We start from the raw sequence: 15,460 nt of genomic DNA, 5'->3' as shown, positions 1-15,460 counted from the left end.
AACCCCACAGCACCGTGGGGTTCTTTAAGGAGAGATACCTGTGAACTATCGTAAACTAGGAAACACTGGGTTAGAGTTTAGTGAAGTTAGCTTTGGAACATGGGCAATTGGCGGTGCGTGGGGAAAGACAAATGATGCTGAGGCACTGAAATCTTTGGAATTCGCCATTGACCAAGGTGTTAACTTTTTTGACACAGCCGATGTATACGGTGACGGTCATAGTGAAGAACTGTTGGCTAAAGCAACAAAGGGCAAGGAAGATCGCATACATATTGCGACAAAATTCTGTCGTCAAGGGGATATTTTCGACCCGAAAAATTATAGCTACGAACAAGTAAGCCGTTACTGCGAAGATAGCCTTCGTAGATTGAACCGAGAGGCAATCGACCTGTACCAAATTCATTGTCCGGCGACCGAAATTTTACGCGATGGCAGTGTGTTTGAAGTTCTTGATTGCTTGCAAAGCGAAGGGAAAATTCGTCACTATGGGGTAAGTGTGGAAACTGTTGAGGAAGGGTTAGTTTGCTTGGAAAATCCGAACGTGAAGAGCCTGCAGATTATTTTTAATATGTTCCGCCAAAAGCCGTTGGAAGCCCTGATTCCAGAGGCTTACAAAAAAGATGTTGGCCTACTTGTCCGATTGCCACTTGCGAGCGGTTTACTTACTGGTAAATATACAGCAAATCATGTTTTTGAAGAAGATGATCACCGTCGCTTTAACGAAAATGGCGAGTCATTCAATGTTGGTGAAACGTTTGCTGGTCTTGGTTTTAAAAAGGGTGTGGAACTCGCAGACCAATTAAAATGGATTGCAGAAGGACGTACCTCAATGGCAAGTGCAGCCCTTCGTTGGATATTAGATCACGAAGAGATTACTTGTATTATTCCTGGATTCAAAAATGTCAAACAGGTTCAAGATAATTTAACTACATTGGAAACAAAACCTTTTTCATCTGAAGAAAAGGAAAAGATTCAGCGCTTCTACCATGAAAATGTCAAAGATTTTATCAGAGGTGCATATTAAGAGAAAGGTCATTCTAATCCTTATTTAAATCATTGAAAAAAAACAAAACTCCAGTTATCTTAATTAAATTTTTTAAAAGGTATTGACTAAGTAATCTAAAATGTTTTAACATTCATATTAAATACTTTAATAATGCGATTCTTCTTATCAAGAGAGGTGGAGGGACTGACCCTACGAAACCTCGGCAACCAGCATATGAATGCCCGGTGCCAAGTTCAGAGGAAGTATTTCTATTCCGGAGATGAGAAGGTGGACGAACGAATATGTATGATGTATGTTCTTGTTCCCCTTCTGTTTTCTTTCAGAAGGGGTTTTTAATTTGAAAAAGGCCAATTATAGGAAAACATGAATTTTTCAAAAAAATACATTGACTGTAAAAATGATGTATTCTATAATACTTTATATGGTTGAAGAATTAACGCGTTAGCGCGTCATTTTAATAGAATTTTCTTATCCAGAGAGACTGAGGGAACAGGCCCGTAGAAGTCCAGCAACCTTCAAGTGAAAGCTTGAAAAGGTGCTAATTCCTGCAGATGCAAAGGCATCTGAAAGATAAGATGAGGCCCCCTCTTCTTATGTTGAGGGGGCTTTTTATTTACATAAAGTAAGCAGGTAATCAACTAATCAAGAAAACTCACAAAAAATCAAATTTGGGGGATTAAACAATGACAAAACAATATGAAACGTATGATGATGAGACAATACTTTTACATGGAGGTCAATCTCCAGATCCGACAACAGGTTCACGTGCAGTGCCGATTTATCAAACTAGTTCATTCGTGTTTCATAATACAGATCATGCTCAAAGTCTTTTTAGTCTTGATGAGTCAGGTAATATTTATTCTCGAATTGGTAACCCGACTGTTGATGTGCTTGAGAAACGGATTGCGTTGTTGGAGGATGGTGTCGCAGCTGTAGCAACATCTTCAGGAATGGCCGCAATTGCTCTATCCATTATGAACGTCGCACAAGCAGGAGACGAAATTGTAGCAGCTTCAAATTTATATGGAGGGACTTACAATCTTTTTGCCGTTACACTTCCGAAATATGGAATCAAGACTCATTTCGTTGATCCAACTGACCCTGAAAACTTTAGAAAAGCCATTACGCCGAAAACAAAGGCCGTATTTGCTGAAACGATTGGAAATCCAAGCTTGCATGTTTTAGATATTGAAGCAGTATCAGCGATTGCACATGAAAATGGAGTACCGCTCATTATTGATAATACATTTGCTTCTCCATATGTTTGTAAGCCAATCCAATTTGGTGCTGATATAGTGGTTCACTCCGCAACAAAGTGGATAGGTGGTCACGGAACTACAATTGGTGGGTTAGTCGTTGATGGAGGTCGTTTTAATTGGAACAGTGAAAAGTTTCCTGGATTTACAGAGCCAGATCAAAGTTATAACGGAATTAAGTATGCGAATGAATTTGGAACTTTAGCATTTAGTACAAAGCTTAGAGTGCAGCTATTAAGAGACTTTGGTTCATCTTTAAGTCCGCATAGTGCATTCCTATTGATACAGGGTCTTGAAACATTACACTTAAGAATCGAAAAGCATAATGAAAATGCGCTGAAAGTTGCAAAATTCTTAAAAGACCATCCTGCGGTTGAATGGGTTTCATACCCTGGTCTAGAAGAGCATCCAGCACATGAACTTGCGAAAAAATATTTACGAACTGGCTTTGGTTCTATCGTGAACTTTGGCATTAAGGGTGGTAGAGAGACTGGTAAGAAAGTAATTAATAACATTGCGTTATGGTCACATGTGGCCAATGTTGGAGATGCCAAGTCACTTATTATTCACCCAGCATCAACAACTCATCAGCAGTTAAGTCCGGAAGAGTTAGTAAAAACAGGAGTAAGTGAAGAATTAATCCGTTTATCGGTTGGTATTGAATCTTACCGTGATTTAGTTAATGACTTGGATCAGGCTTTTTATGAAGCGACTGGTATCTCATCAAAAGGTGAACAAAAAGGCGAAACAGCAGTTAATGATGAGGGAGTCATTCGCTGGGCACTCCAGTCAACATTTATTCGTGAAGAAGTAGAAGGAAAGGAAGTTCAGCGAGCAAAAACAATTGCTGTCGTTGGACTAAGCGGTAACCCTGCTCGTCCAAGCTATAGACTTGCGCGAAAAATGCAGCGTCTAGGTTATAAAATTATCCCGGTTAATCCAAGAGAAACAGAAGTACTTGGGGAACAGGCCTATCCAGATTTAACATCTATTCCGGTTAAGGTTGATATCGTTCAAGTATTCCGCAGTCCTGAGGCAGCGATTGGAGTTGCAGCAGAAGCAGCAAAAATTCAACCAAAAGTATTTTGGCTACAAGAAGGGGTTATTTCCCCAAGGGCAGTGGAAGTTGCGAAAGAAGCAGGTTTAGAAGTTGTACAAAACAGATGTACCTATAAGGAGGCACAACGTCTCAGAGGTGCTATTGTTACGTATGCCTGTGAAATTTAATTGAGAAAAATTCCCCTACCTCTTTAGGTAGGGGATGATTGTAAAGAGAATCTATTAAAACATGAACTAAGGGATGGGTGTAGCGAGAGTAATGCTTCTCTTAGTATGAGGGAGGAATAGAAAATGACAACACAACACAGCTTACTAGAATCCAAGGTTCTATGGGAGCCAAGTGAAACTTGGGTCTCACAGTCAAATTTGATGAAATTTTCTCAAAAGGTCGGTTTTCCACTCCTACCCTATGAACGCTTTCATCGCTGGTCGGTCGCTCAACCTGAATCATTCTGGTCAGCAGTATGGGACTTTTCAAATGTAATTGGAGATAAAGGAGAAAGAGTCGTAGTTCCTCCAAGCGATGGTGGAATGTTAGGTACACAATGGTTTCCTGATTCTAGTATAAATTTTGCAGAAAATATACTACGTGGTGACGATTGGCAAACCGCGGTTATTGAATCAGATGAAAACGGCGTCTCTCAAACGATCACAATGGGAGAACTGCGTAATAGGGTTGCACGGGCCCAGTTTGGGTTAAAGAGTTTGGGAGTAAGTGCTGGTGATCGTGTTGCTGGAGTTGTAACAAATAGGATTGAAGCGTTCGTAGCCTTATTGGCAACCACTTCATTAGGTGCAGTTTGGACATCATGCTCTCCTGACTTTGGTCCAAAAGGGATTATCGATCGTATTGGGCAAGTTCATCCAAAGGTATTAATTGCAACTTTGGATTATCAATATAACGGAAAGTATTATGATATTCGAGAAAACATTTCAGCTGTAAGTGAGGTACTTAACGATGTTTTCGCTATCGTGACTTTATCTGAGAGTGCAGATATATCGATTAATCAAGAAACGAAAGTGATGAGCTGGCAGGAGCTATGTCAAAATGAATCATCTCATCTGGAATTTACCCGTGTTCCCTTCAATCATCCGCTTTACATCCTTTATACTTCGGGGACTACTGGGCTGCCAAAGGCTATTGTTCATTCAGTTGGCGGTACATTAATTCAACACTTAAAGGAACATCAGTTACATTGTGATTTAAAATCTGGAGATGTCTTGTTTTGGTACACAAATACGGCATGGATGATGTATCCTTGGCTGTTATCTGGATTAGCAAGCGGTGCTGCCATTCTTCTCTATGATGGGTCACCAATACCTAAGGCGAATATAGGGATCCTTTGGGAAATCTCAGAAGAAATTGGGCTTACCCATTTCGGAACGAGCCCGAAGTATTTAGACACCTTGATGAAGTCAGGTTATCAGGTGGGGCAGAAACATAAACTTTCTTCTTTACGCAGTATTCTTTCTTGTGGAGCACCTTTATCGGCAGAACAATATGACTGGATTTATAGTGACATTAAGCAGGATATCATGTTGGCTTCGATTTCAGGTGGTACCGAAATCATCGGATGCTTTGTGATGGGTTCTCCTGTACATCCAGTAAGACGGGGGGAAATTACCTGTAAAGCACTTGGTATGGCAGTAGATGTCCTCGATGAAAGAGGAGTATCTGTCATCAATGAAAAAGGGGAGTTAGTGTGTACAAAGGCTTTTCCTAGTATGCCAATTACATTCTGGGGAGAGGACGGAGATGAGCGCTATTTTTCCGCCTATTTTGCTGAACGTCCTGGTATATGGTCCCATGGTGACTTCGCTGAACAGACAATAGAGCAAACATTGGTTATTTACGGAAGAGCAGATACTACGCTTAATCCTGGCGGTGTCCGAATTGGAACTGCTGAAATCTATCGAGTTGTGGAGCAGCTTCCTCAGGTACAGGACTCAATCGTTTTTGGCTTCCCTGTCGACAATGATGAGGAGATCGCACTGTGTGTCGTCACCGAGGATGGATCATTGGATGATACATTAGCGAATTATATTCGTAAGGAAGTTAGGGAAAAAGCTTCACCGCGGCATGTGCCAAGACGTATTTACTGTGTGAAGGAAATTCCATATACGATCAACGGCAAAAAGGTAGAGGGGGCAGTTCGTTCAACGGTGCTTGGACACCCAATTAAGAACAGGGGCTCACTTGCCAACCCTGCATGCCTAGAAGAATTTAGCAGCTTGTCTGAAAGGAGTTTCGTATAATGGTTAAACGCCGAGTTCCAAAAGGTGCAATTATAGGGATTGGAGAGCTTACTCCAGTCCGCTATAGCGAGGGTGTGACAACTCTTGCATTAATTGCCGAGTCAGTAAGGCTGGCTATTCAAGATGCCGGAATTGAAAAAGACGAGATAGATGGTTTATTAATTGGCCCCCAAGTAGGCGAAACTCCACAGCATGTTCCAGCTACTGTTGCGGAATACCTTGGTCTTGAACCGACAATGTCAAATGTAGTTGATCTTGGAGGCGCCACGGGTGCGGGAATGATATGGAGAGCGGTAGCTGCAATAGAAGCGGGAATGTGTGAAACAGTTGTATGTGTGCTTGCAAATATCAACGAAAAGGGAAAAGCCTTACGTTCACCAAACCGTAATCCCATTCGAGAATTTGACGTTCCATTTGGTGCTTCTGGCGCAAACACTTCTTATGCGCTGTTAAAGCAACGGCACATGGCCGAGTATGGATCGAAACAAGAAGATTTTGCACTCATTGCTCATTGGGCACGAAAAAATGCGCAGCTCAACCCAAAAGCCATTACATACGGAAAACCAGCCTCAGTTGAGGACGTGTTGAATTCTCCGCTAATTGTGGATCCCTTGCATTTATTTGAAATCGTAATGCCTGTAGCAGGTGGGGCAGCGGTTGTTGTTACCTCCGTTAAAAATGCCTCTAAGGGAGGACATCCTCCAGTTTATTTGCTAGGGGCGGGTGAGAAAATCACTCATAGAGCCGTCAGCCAAGCCCCTGCATTGGAAAATGCTCCACTAAGCTATGCAATCCCAAGAGCATTGGACCAAGCGGGATTATCCGTGCAAGACATGAATTTATTGTCTATCTATGATTGCTATACGAGTGTAGTTGCACAAACATTAGAAAATGCCGGTCTATGTGCACCTGGAAGATTTGGTTCCTGGATGAAGGAGCATTCTTTCGGTCATGATGGGGATTGGCCACTTAACACACATGGTGGGCAACTAGGTTTTGGTCAGGCAGACCTTGCAGGAGGAATGTCGCATATAATCGAAGCGGTTCATCAATTGCGACATGAAGCAGATTTGCGACAAATTCCAAATGCACATCATGCTCTAATAACAGGGAATGGAGCTACATTGAGTGAAGCTGCTGCATTGGTCTTGGGGGTGGAAGCATGATCGAGAAATTTGAAAAATTAACGGTCCCAGGTCCAACAATTACACCAATCACCAAGCCGTTCTGGGACGCGGTGGCTCGTAAAGAATTTATTTTACAGAAATGCTGTGATTGTGGTGAATGGGTATTTTATCCTCGTTCCCATTGCCCGCATTGTTGGAGTAATCAATTAGAATGGAAAATAGCTTCAGGAGAAGGAACGTTAAAGACGTGGAGCATTGTACACAGACCTGGTCATCCAGGGTGGGCAGCAGTTACACCTTATGCATTAGGGGTTGTTGAATTAGAAGAAGGTCCATCGATGCTGACACATCTATTAGTTGATTCTGATCAAGAATTAAAAATCGGGCAGCCACTGAAAGTCAAATATATAAAATGCAATGATGTGTGGTTGCCATTTTTCGAAAGTAAGGAATGAAAATCGTTTTAAGAACTATTACACCAACGTAAACAGGGAGGAAAGTCGATGTCTACAGCTCCAGTACTTCAGGAGGATATAAATACAGAGAAAAAGGGTTTTTCTAAAGAACATCGCAAGGTCGGTTTGGCTAGCTTTATTGGTACTACAATTGAATGGTATGATTTCTACTTATACGGTACAGCTGCGGCTTTAGTATTTCCAGCATTGTTTTTTCCGACTTTCGATCCTCTATATGGGACATTAGCAGCCTTTGGTTCATATGCTGCAGGATTTATAGCACGACCATTAGGTAGTATGGTATTCGGTCATTTCGGCGATAAAGTTGGCCGAAAAAAAATGCTGACATTGTCTCTGTTATTAATGGGAATAGCCACATTTTTGATGGGACTGATTCCATCCTATCAAACGATTGGATTGATGGCTCCACTATTAATAAGTCTTCTACGCATTTTACAGGGATTTGCTGTTGGAGGCGAGTGGGGTTCAGCGGTGGTAATGGCTGTTGAACATGCTCCGAAAGGAAAACGGGGGTTATACGGTAGCTTCCCACAAATGGGAGTTCCTGCTGGTCTGCTTTTATCCACATTCGTATTCTCAATGGTAAATAACAGTATGTCAAATGAAGCTTTCCTTGCCTGGGGCTGGCGTATTCCATTTTTACTCAGTGCGGTACTTGTCATTATCGGACTTTGGATTCGCTTAAGAGTAAGTGAATCGCCTGTATTTGAGGATTTGGCAGAAAAGAAACAGTTAGAGGAAAAGCCTGTACTCACTGTACTACGTACCCAGAAAAAACCATTATTCTTAACGATTGGTATGAAATTAGTTCAAAATGCAACCTTTTATATCTATTCTGTTTTTGTGCTAACGTATCTCGTAGGTACGGTTAATGTCGATCGATCCATTGGTCTGAATGCAGTTATGATCTCTTCAGTAGTTGGGTTTGTGACCATGCCACTATGGTCCTATTTATCTGATAAGATTGGCCGTAAACCCGTCTATTTGGGTGGAACAATAGCGACGACGCTATTCATTTTTCCATTTTTCGCGCTGATGGATACAGGATCGGTAATTTGGATTACAATCGGAATCGTGCTTGGATTGAATGTCATACATGACTCTGTCTACGGACCTCAGGCAGTATACTACTCTGAGCTTTTTGGGTCGAAGGTTCGTTTAAGTGGTGCTTCCATTGGTTACCAAATTGGGGCTATCTTAGCAGGTGGATTTTCCCCTCTAATTGCGACTTGGTTACTAGCAAAATATGATGGGCAAAGCTTACCAATCATTCTATATTTAGTCGCATTAGGTGTGATAAGCATTGTTGCAACGTTATTCGCACGGGAAACGTACCGTGATTCACTAACCCAGTAATTTAGTTTAGTTTCAAATAATCTCCTAAAAGGATGGGTGATTTCGTTGAAGAAAACTGTATTAATTGATGGAGTTCGTTCTCCTATTGGACGGTTCAAGGGAAGTTTCAGCAGGAATACAGCAACTGAACTAGGTACGGCTACAGTTTCAGAGCTTATTCGCCGTTATCCTGTAGCCACCAAGGCAGATGGTGTTATCCTTGGTCAAGTAATACAGGCTGGGCAAGGGCAAAATCCAGCACGTCAAGTGGCGGTCAACGCAGGAATTGATATAAACACACCTGCATTAACATTAAACAGCGTATGTATAGCTAGTTTAGCAGCTGTTTCTGATGCCGCACGCCGCATTGAGAGAGGAGAAGGGGACCTATTCGTTGTTGGTGGGTTTGAATCAATGACAAATGCTCCTCATGTATCTAACCTTAGAAGAGAAGTGAAAATGGGTGCTGTTGAATTCTACGATACTTTGAATGACGGATTGTGGTGTGCACTTTCTGATCAATCCATGGGCGGGTTATCTGAAAAAACGAATCGGGAATTGCAAATTAGCCGAGAAGAACAAGATGAATATGCTCTACTCTCCCAATTAAGGGCAGCAAAGGCACAAAGTGCTGGAGTTTTTAAGGATGAAATAGTTGGAGTGAATGTTTCAGATCACCTTATCACCGAGGATGAATGTATTCGGCCTCAAACCTCCATTGACAAGCTACAAAAACTTCTTCCAGCATTTGAAGACGGAGGGACTATTACGGCTGGAAATGCTAGTCAGATGTCTGATGGCGCGAGTGCAGGTCTACTTTCTAGTTTAGATACATGTGAAAAAATAGGAAAGTCACCGCTTGCAACAATTGTTGATTGGTCATTTGTAGCAGGGCCAGATCCATCCTTGCATCTTCAGCCAGCAAACGCAATACGGGCTGTATTGGACCGTACAAATTTACGTCTTTCAGATATTGATTTGTTCGAAATAAATGAAGCTTTTGCAAGTGTCGTTATCGCTAGTCAGCGCGAACTAGGGCTACCATCTGATGTAGTGAATGTGAATGGAGGAGCGATTTCTCTGGGGCACCCTCTAGGTGCAAGTGGCTTCCGGCTAGTGTTAACTCTTGCTCATGAACTGAAACGGCGCGGAGGAGGCAGAGGGATTGCATCCATGTGCGGCGGTGGAGGTCAAGGAGCAGCCATCTTGATAGAAGTAGACTAAAAATAGGAACTAGATATAAAGAAGAACACTCGAATGTGTAATGGAGAAGTTTAGAGATGATTTTCGAAATGAAGGCGTCTGTCCTTAGGGGCGGATGCTTATTTCTTTAAATCTTTTTATTCGCAATAGTGTTATAATTAAATAATTATTTTGATTTTTACTTTTAGAGGTGCATCATGTCAAAACGCATAGTCATTTATTTAGGGGGGTTAGCTCTCACCGCTCTTGGGATTGCGATTATTATTCTATCATTTATTGGGGCGGGCCCGTGGGATACGGTGGCGGTTGGACTAAACATCCATTTGGGATTAACCATAGGTACATGGTCAATAATAACGCAGGTGATTTTTACGGGAATCACCTGGATCATTGAAAAAACAAGATTGCGCATTGAGTCAGTCATTCCCATTCTTATTCGAAGTGTGTTTCTCGATATTTGGTTTTACTTTGTCCTAAGGAATGCCGACTTTTCATCTTCCTGGGAGTTGCAGTGGGGGAGTTTCGTTGCAGGGCTTATTTTTGCCGGTGTAGGGATTGGAATATATATGGAGGCAAATTTACCAAAAACGCCAATTGATGGAATGATGGTGGCAATATCCAATAGATTTGGTTGGAGCTTTAATATAGTAAGAATGGGTATTGAAAGTACAGGTGCCGTCTTTGGGTTTATTTTAGGAGGACCAGTAGGGCTTGGTACGTTAGTTATCGCATTGTTATTAGGCAAAATCATTCAGGTTGTCAATAATAGAATGAAGAGAATCATGCAGGTGTCGGACACGACTGTTTCTATTTAAAGGTACTCAAACCAGCAACAATTTGATAAAATGAACAAGAATCTAAACTTGAGGTAATGTTATGTATCCGTTAACAAATTATATTGAATTTAATAGAGAAAAATGGGCGACACTACGCAATAAAACTCCATTGTTGCTATCAGCAGAAGAGCTTGAAAGTATTAAAGGCATTAACGAAGAAATTTCACTTCGAGAGGTAGAAGAAATCTATCTACCATTGACTCGCTTAATCAATTTAAAAGTGGAAGCTTCGCAGCAGCTAGAAGGAGTAACGAACTCCTTTTTAGACTATAAAGCTAAAAAAATTCCATATATTATTGGGATTGCAGGAAGTGTTGCAGTAGGAAAAAGTACCGCAGCGAGAGTACTTCAAACTCTATTATCACGATGGGATAACCATAAAAAAGTAGGGTTAGTTACAACGGATGGATTCTTATATCCAAATGCGACTTTAGAAAGCAAGGGATTAATGAGTCGCAAAGGGTTTCCTGAAAGTTATGATACTCAAAAATTAATACAGTTTATGATGAAAGTGAAATCTGGCAAACCGAAAGTAGAAGCACCACTGTACTCCCATTTAACGTATGATGTGCTGAAAGATAAGGTAGAAGTGATTGATCGACCAGATATTTTAATCGTAGAAGGGATTAATGTTCTGCAAGTGAGCAAATCCCATTCTGTGTTCGTTAGTGATTTCTTTGATTTCTCCATTTATATTGATGCGGATGTACGGAATATTAAAAAGTGGTACATTGAACGATTTTTGACGCTACAAAAAACAGCTTTTCAGAATCCAATGTCGTATTTTCATCGTTACATGAGTTTAACAAAGGAAGAAGCTGTCCAAAAAGCAACCGATATCTGGGAAAAAATCAATGCGAAAAATTTACGAGAAAACATTCTACCAACTCGCCGCCGTGCCAAAATCGTATTAAAAAAAGGTGAGAACCACTTAATGGAGAAAGTCTATCTGAAGAAATTTTAACATGGGACAAGGGGACAGGTTCCCTATCCCAGGACTCAAAAAAAGCATGGTCTCACCCATGCTTTTTTATACGTGTTTTTCGAATATCAATTCAAAATATGTTGCCACACCAGAAGGGCCGGTAGGAGGGGTTAACACCTGTACAAGTCTCCAGCCATCCTTTGCATGTTCGTGAACAATCTCATGATAGTCTTGCTTAGGCTTCGATTCTAGAATCCCTTTTAATTCTAACTTTATAAATTTGTATTCATACATTGGATGTACCTCCCCAAAAATTAAACTATATTAGTATTACGATTTAATATGAAAATAGTTTCACTTTTTCAAGTTGATGGAAAAAACCACGAGTTTATCTCATTCTGCGACAGAATTTGGGACGACGGACCTGTCCCTCTGACCCACATCACTGGACAGGCACCCCGTTCTTTCTTATTCTTATAATGGAAGATAAAGTTCAGAAAGAATGGAGGATGATGATGGAACTTAATAAACCATATTTATCAAGAAAAAATGGAGACTTATGGCTTACCGAAGATGAATACGATAACCTAAAAGTCATCTACCGGATTAAAGATGTTATTTTTGATCAACAATCATCTTTCCAGGATGTGATGATTCTGGATTCCTATCATTTTGGAAGAATGCTTGTGTTAGATGGTATTGTCCAAACGACTTCGGTTGACGGACATATTTATAATGAAATGATTTCGCATGTGCCAATGTCGATTCACCCAGCCCCCAAAAAAGTGTTAATCATTGGTGGCGGGGACTGTGGAGTCGCAAATGAAATTTGCAAGTACGATGGAGTCGAGCACATTGATATGGTCGAAATTGATGAACTCGTTGTAAAAACATGTATCGAGCATCTACCTGATGTATCAGGCCAACTGGCAGACCCACGTGTTCATTTTGTTTTTGATGATGGAGTAAAATTTGCTGCAGGCAAGAAACGTGAGTATGACTTAATCATCGTAGACTCATCTGATCCAATCGGACCCGCGAAGGTATTATTCGAAAAAAACTTTTATCAAAGTTTGCATGAAGCACTAAAAGAAGATGGAATCATGGTTTGCCAAAGCCAGTCTCCAATTTTTCATGCGGACGTTATGAAACAGTCGTATACACGAATTTCTGAGCTTTTCGAAGAGGTCAAAATGTATACGGCCGTAGTACCTACTTATCCTGGAGGACTTTGGAGCTTCACCATTGGAGCCAAGCAACATATTCAGCCGAACCCAAGTAAGGTTAACGATAAAGAAACAAAGTATGTGAACGAGCAAATTGTAAATAGCTGTTTTTCGTTGCCACAATTTATAGCAGAATTATTATAATTTATAAAGACATCTCCAACGTAAAAATGGAGATGTTTTTGTTCCTATTAAGTGAGCAAACTATTCCTATACGAACATACCGATGTAACATTTTAAGGGAAAATAAAGTCTAAGTTTATATAGAAAAAATAGAGGGAGGTAGCCTATGCACAAAAAGAAATTACGATTAGGAATGATTGGTTTACTTTCCGTTGTCTTAGTGATCGGGTTAGGATATTTCATTTTTTATAAAGACCAAAGTCAAGAAAGTGAACAGACTGAACCTAGTGAGGAGATAGTTCAGCCTAATGGCAGTGATGAAATAGAGAAGGAGCCGGAAGAGAAGCCCGAGGAAAGTTTAGATACCATTGAGCGGGTGAAAGAAGTTTTTTCTTTAGCGAAAACAGGGAAAGTTCCTCAGACATCTTTTATCGCGGGCCAGACGAAATATGACGAAATACAGGATCAGTGGGGTAAACCACAAACAATGGATGCAACGACGATTGGAGATTTCGCGGTTTATCCGGACCATGATGTGACAATTGGGATTAAGAATCAACTTGCATTCGATATTCGCTCTTACGATCCTGGTTTGAGGGATATTCATTTTGAAGATATAAAAAATGCAATGGATGAACCAGATGAGATCAAGTATTTTCAGGATGAAAAGGTGAACCAAATTATTTTAATCTATCAAGTGAGTCCTACATTTCAGTTGAAGTGGATTTTACCTAAACCGACTGAACAGGAGCCGAATCCGATTGTTCATCATATTTCAGTCGTGACAGACGTTCAACAATCGGTTGATGAGGATGAGAGCTTAAGTTTAGATAAAAAAATTGGGCAAATGATTTTTGCAGGAATTACCGGAACAAAAATGAATTCGAAGATGAACGAATTAGTTGCCAACTACCATGTCGGGGGCATTATTTTTAATGGTGACAATTTAGAAAGTCCAAATCAAACCGTTACCTATGTAAATCAAATCAAGAAGGCAAATGAAAGCGACATTCCATTGTTTTTTGGTGTTGACCAGGAGGGTGGACGAATTTCGAAGCTGCCAGGGGGGTTACTTGATTTTCCAACCAATTTAGAAATTGGAAAAAGAAATAATCCGTCGCTGTCTTTTGAAATCGGCACACTACTTGGTAAAGAGTTACAAGCATTTGGTTTTAACGTGGATTTTGCCCCGGTGCTTGATGTCAATAGTAACCCGGATAACCCGGTAATCGGGGATCGTTCTTTTAGCAGCAACCCGGATATTGTGAGCAGTCTTGGCATTCAAACGATGAAAGGGCTGCAATCGCAGTCAATCGTTTCGGTAGTTAAGCATTTTCCTGGACACGGGGATACGCGTGCTGATTCCCATCTAGAGTTACCTAAGGTGAATAAAACGCGGGCTGAGCTTGAGAGTCTAGAGCTTATTCCATTTCGTGAGGCCGTAGAAGAAGGAGCGGATATGGTGATGATTGCTCATATTTTAGTACCGAGTCATGATCAAACCTTCCCATCCTCCATGTCAAAAAAGATTATGACGGATCTTTTACGAAATGACCTTGGCTTTAAGGGAGTTATTATTACCGATGATCTGACGATGAAAGCAATCACCAACGAATATGATATTGGTGCGGCGGCTGTTCAGTCCATAAAAGCAGGAAGTGACATTGTCATGGTGGCACATAATTATCAGCATGTAGTCGCTGTTCGAAATGCAATCAAAAAGGCAGTTATAAACGGAGAGATTTCTGAGCAAAGAATTGATGAGAGCGTAGGCAGAATCCTACAACTTAAAGAAAAATATAAATTGAGCGACTCACCAGTTGGGCCTGTGAAAATTGATGTTTTGAACCAAGCAATTGAGCAGGTGCTATCAAGGTAGTAAGCGAGAAACGAGATGGAGTTAGTTCTATTCCAGAATAGAGCTAACTCTATTTTTATGTAAGAATGTAAAGGAAACTTGACGTAAAGGAAGCTTTACATTATGATAAAAATAGAAGAGGTGGTGAATGGGTTGCAAAATAAAGTTTCAGAGTTTAGAAAGAAACATGGATACTCCCAGGATCGCTTAGCTGAAAAATTGGGTGTTTCGAGACAAACGATTATTTCGATTGAAAAGGGAAAATACAACCCTTCTCTTCCTTTGGCATTGATAATGGCTGAAGTTTTTGAGACAAACGTGGAGAACATTTTCATTTTAGAGGAAGAAGATTATAAATAAGGAGGCAAAAAATATGGGCAATTTAAGAATTCCATATATTGTTTTAGGTATTTTGTTTTCTGTGATGACGGGATTTGTGGTGTTTGTTGGAATCATGGCGAAATCGACACCCGCACCAATGGTTTATATGACACTAGCGATGGCAGTGATGAGCTTTTGCTTGGCTTATTTGTATCCACAGTTTAAGCAAAAGGATGAGCGCATGAAACTCATTCGGGAAAAAGGAATGTTCGCTTCATACTTTGCAATGATTTTCTATCTAGTCGTATTTAATATAGGACTTCAATTTGAATTCTTCGTAGTTTCCGCAGCACAGCTTATCAATATCCTAACAGCCTTAATAATTTGTACTGTATTTATCTCCTTCGTGATTTATTCAAAAATATACTAAATATAGTTGACTGCACTTGTTTT

14 protein-coding genes and 2 riboswitches are annotated in these 15,460 nt (G+C 40.6%); of the genes, 13 read left to right on the top strand and 1 reads right to left on the bottom strand.

Annotated features, from left to right (window positions below; genetic code table 11):
• Nucleotides 1-40: 40 nt before the first annotated feature.
• From ABC371_RS00920 to coaA, 9 genes are all read left to right on the top strand, one after another.
• Nucleotides 41-1,024 carry an aldo/keto reductase gene (locus ABC371_RS00920; RefSeq protein ID WP_412895144.1) on the top strand — a complete coding sequence of 328 codons (984 nt, stop codon included), beginning with the start codon at nucleotides 41-43 and terminating at the stop codon, nucleotides 1,022-1,024.
• Between the two features lie 141 nt (nucleotides 1,025-1,165).
• Nucleotides 1,166-1,272: riboswitch (SAM riboswitch) on the top strand.
• Between the two features lie 199 nt (nucleotides 1,273-1,471).
• Nucleotides 1,472-1,583, top strand: a riboswitch (SAM riboswitch).
• 106 nt (nucleotides 1,584-1,689) lie between these two features.
• Nucleotides 1,690-3,489: a PLP-dependent aspartate aminotransferase family protein gene (locus tag ABC371_RS00915; protein ID WP_412895143.1), complete on the top strand. Its 1,800-nt coding sequence runs from the start codon at nucleotides 1,690-1,692 to the stop codon at nucleotides 3,487-3,489.
• 123 nt (nucleotides 3,490-3,612) lie between these two features.
• On the top strand, nucleotides 3,613-5,577 hold the full coding sequence (locus tag ABC371_RS00910; RefSeq protein WP_412895142.1) for an acetoacetate--CoA ligase: 1,965 nt from the start codon (nucleotides 3,613-3,615) through the stop codon (nucleotides 5,575-5,577).
• A complete protein-coding gene (locus ABC371_RS00905) occupies nucleotides 5,577-6,743 on the top strand; it encodes a thiolase family protein (RefSeq protein WP_412895141.1) in 1,167 nt (388 codons plus the stop codon). Before ABC371_RS00910 ends, ABC371_RS00905 begins: the two co-directional genes overlap by 1 nt.
• Complete coding sequence (locus ABC371_RS00900; RefSeq protein WP_412895140.1) at nucleotides 6,740-7,159, top strand: Zn-ribbon domain-containing OB-fold protein; 420 nt, start codon at nucleotides 6,740-6,742, stop codon at nucleotides 7,157-7,159. The genes ABC371_RS00905 and ABC371_RS00900 overlap by 4 nt, the downstream gene beginning before the upstream one ends.
• Before the next feature lie 48 nt (nucleotides 7,160-7,207).
• The gene (locus ABC371_RS00895) at nucleotides 7,208-8,536 is read left to right on the top strand and encodes an MFS transporter (RefSeq protein ID WP_412895139.1); all 1,329 of its coding nucleotides are present in this window, start codon (nucleotides 7,208-7,210) and stop codon (nucleotides 8,534-8,536) included.
• Nucleotides 8,537-8,581: 45 nt separating this feature from the next.
• Nucleotides 8,582-9,739, top strand: coding sequence for an acetyl-CoA C-acyltransferase (locus ABC371_RS00890; protein ID WP_412895138.1), 1,158 nt, complete (start codon nucleotides 8,582-8,584; stop codon nucleotides 9,737-9,739).
• Between the two features lie 176 nt (nucleotides 9,740-9,915).
• Nucleotides 9,916-10,533 carry a YczE/YyaS/YitT family protein gene (locus ABC371_RS00885; protein ID WP_412895137.1) on the top strand — a complete coding sequence of 206 codons (618 nt, stop codon included), beginning with the start codon at nucleotides 9,916-9,918 and terminating at the stop codon, nucleotides 10,531-10,533.
• 61 nt (nucleotides 10,534-10,594) lie between these two features.
• Complete coding sequence (gene coaA, locus ABC371_RS00880) at nucleotides 10,595-11,518, top strand: type I pantothenate kinase (RefSeq protein WP_412895136.1); 924 nt, start codon at nucleotides 10,595-10,597, stop codon at nucleotides 11,516-11,518.
• Between the two features lie 66 nt (nucleotides 11,519-11,584).
• On the opposite strand, the gene ABC371_RS00875 is transcribed toward coaA, so the two are convergent.
• Complete coding sequence (locus tag ABC371_RS00875) at nucleotides 11,585-11,773, bottom strand: DUF4177 domain-containing protein (RefSeq protein ID WP_412895135.1); 189 nt, start codon at nucleotides 11,771-11,773, stop codon at nucleotides 11,585-11,587.
• Between the two features lie 218 nt (nucleotides 11,774-11,991).
• On the opposite strand from ABC371_RS00875, the gene speE reads away from it, so the two are divergent.
• From speE to ABC371_RS00855, 4 genes are all read left to right on the top strand, one after another.
• Complete coding sequence (speE, locus tag ABC371_RS00870; RefSeq protein ID WP_412899234.1) at nucleotides 11,992-12,849, top strand: polyamine aminopropyltransferase; 858 nt, start codon at nucleotides 11,992-11,994, stop codon at nucleotides 12,847-12,849.
• A 145-nt stretch (nucleotides 12,850-12,994) separates the two neighbouring features.
• On the top strand, nucleotides 12,995-14,707 hold the full coding sequence (gene nagZ / locus ABC371_RS00865; protein WP_412895134.1) for a beta-N-acetylhexosaminidase: 1,713 nt from the start codon (nucleotides 12,995-12,997) through the stop codon (nucleotides 14,705-14,707).
• A 132-nt stretch (nucleotides 14,708-14,839) separates the two neighbouring features.
• Nucleotides 14,840-15,046, top strand: a complete 207-nt coding sequence (locus ABC371_RS00860) for a helix-turn-helix transcriptional regulator (RefSeq protein ID WP_136379678.1) — start codon at nucleotides 14,840-14,842, stop codon at nucleotides 15,044-15,046.
• A 13-nt stretch (nucleotides 15,047-15,059) separates the two neighbouring features.
• Nucleotides 15,060-15,437 carry a permease gene (locus ABC371_RS00855; RefSeq protein WP_412895133.1) on the top strand — a complete coding sequence of 126 codons (378 nt, stop codon included), beginning with the start codon at nucleotides 15,060-15,062 and terminating at the stop codon, nucleotides 15,435-15,437.
• Nucleotides 15,438-15,460: the final 23 nt, after the last annotated feature.

The organism is Bacillus jepli, assembly GCF_047238305.1.
Taxonomy (GTDB): Bacteria; Bacillota; Bacilli; order Bacillales; family Bacillaceae_L; genus Ferdinandcohnia.
Note: the sequence above shows the minus strand (reverse complement) of the source record. Positions and strands in the feature narration are given on the sequence as shown.

What these genes read in the sequence shown, in the direction of transcription:
- ABC371_RS00915 (WP_412895143.1), top strand. Translation starts at nt 1,690, where the DNA reads ATGACAAAACAATATGAAACGTATGATGATGAGACAATACTTTTACAT.
- ABC371_RS00855 (WP_412895133.1), top strand. Translation starts at nt 15,060, where the DNA reads ATGGGCAATTTAAGAATTCCATATATTGTTTTAGGTATTTTGTTTTCT.
- ABC371_RS00885 (WP_412895137.1), top strand. Translation starts at nt 9,916, where the DNA reads ATGTCAAAACGCATAGTCATTTATTTAGGGGGGTTAGCTCTCACCGCT.
- speE (WP_412899234.1), top strand. Translation starts at nt 11,992, where the DNA reads ATGATGGAACTTAATAAACCATATTTATCAAGAAAAAATGGAGACTTA.
- ABC371_RS00895 (WP_412895139.1), top strand. Translation starts at nt 7,208, where the DNA reads ATGTCTACAGCTCCAGTACTTCAGGAGGATATAAATACAGAGAAAAAG.
- ABC371_RS00910 (WP_412895142.1), top strand. Translation starts at nt 3,613, where the DNA reads ATGACAACACAACACAGCTTACTAGAATCCAAGGTTCTATGGGAGCCA.
- coaA (WP_412895136.1), top strand. Translation starts at nt 10,595, where the DNA reads ATGTATCCGTTAACAAATTATATTGAATTTAATAGAGAAAAATGGGCG.
- ABC371_RS00900 (WP_412895140.1), top strand. Translation starts at nt 6,740, where the DNA reads ATGATCGAGAAATTTGAAAAATTAACGGTCCCAGGTCCAACAATTACA.
- ABC371_RS00875 (WP_412895135.1), bottom strand. Translation starts at nt 11,773, where the DNA reads ATGTATGAATACAAATTTATAAAGTTAGAATTAAAAGGGATTCTAGAA.
- ABC371_RS00905 (WP_412895141.1), top strand. Translation starts at nt 5,577, where the DNA reads ATGGTTAAACGCCGAGTTCCAAAAGGTGCAATTATAGGGATTGGAGAG.
- nagZ (WP_412895134.1), top strand. Translation starts at nt 12,995, where the DNA reads ATGCACAAAAAGAAATTACGATTAGGAATGATTGGTTTACTTTCCGTT.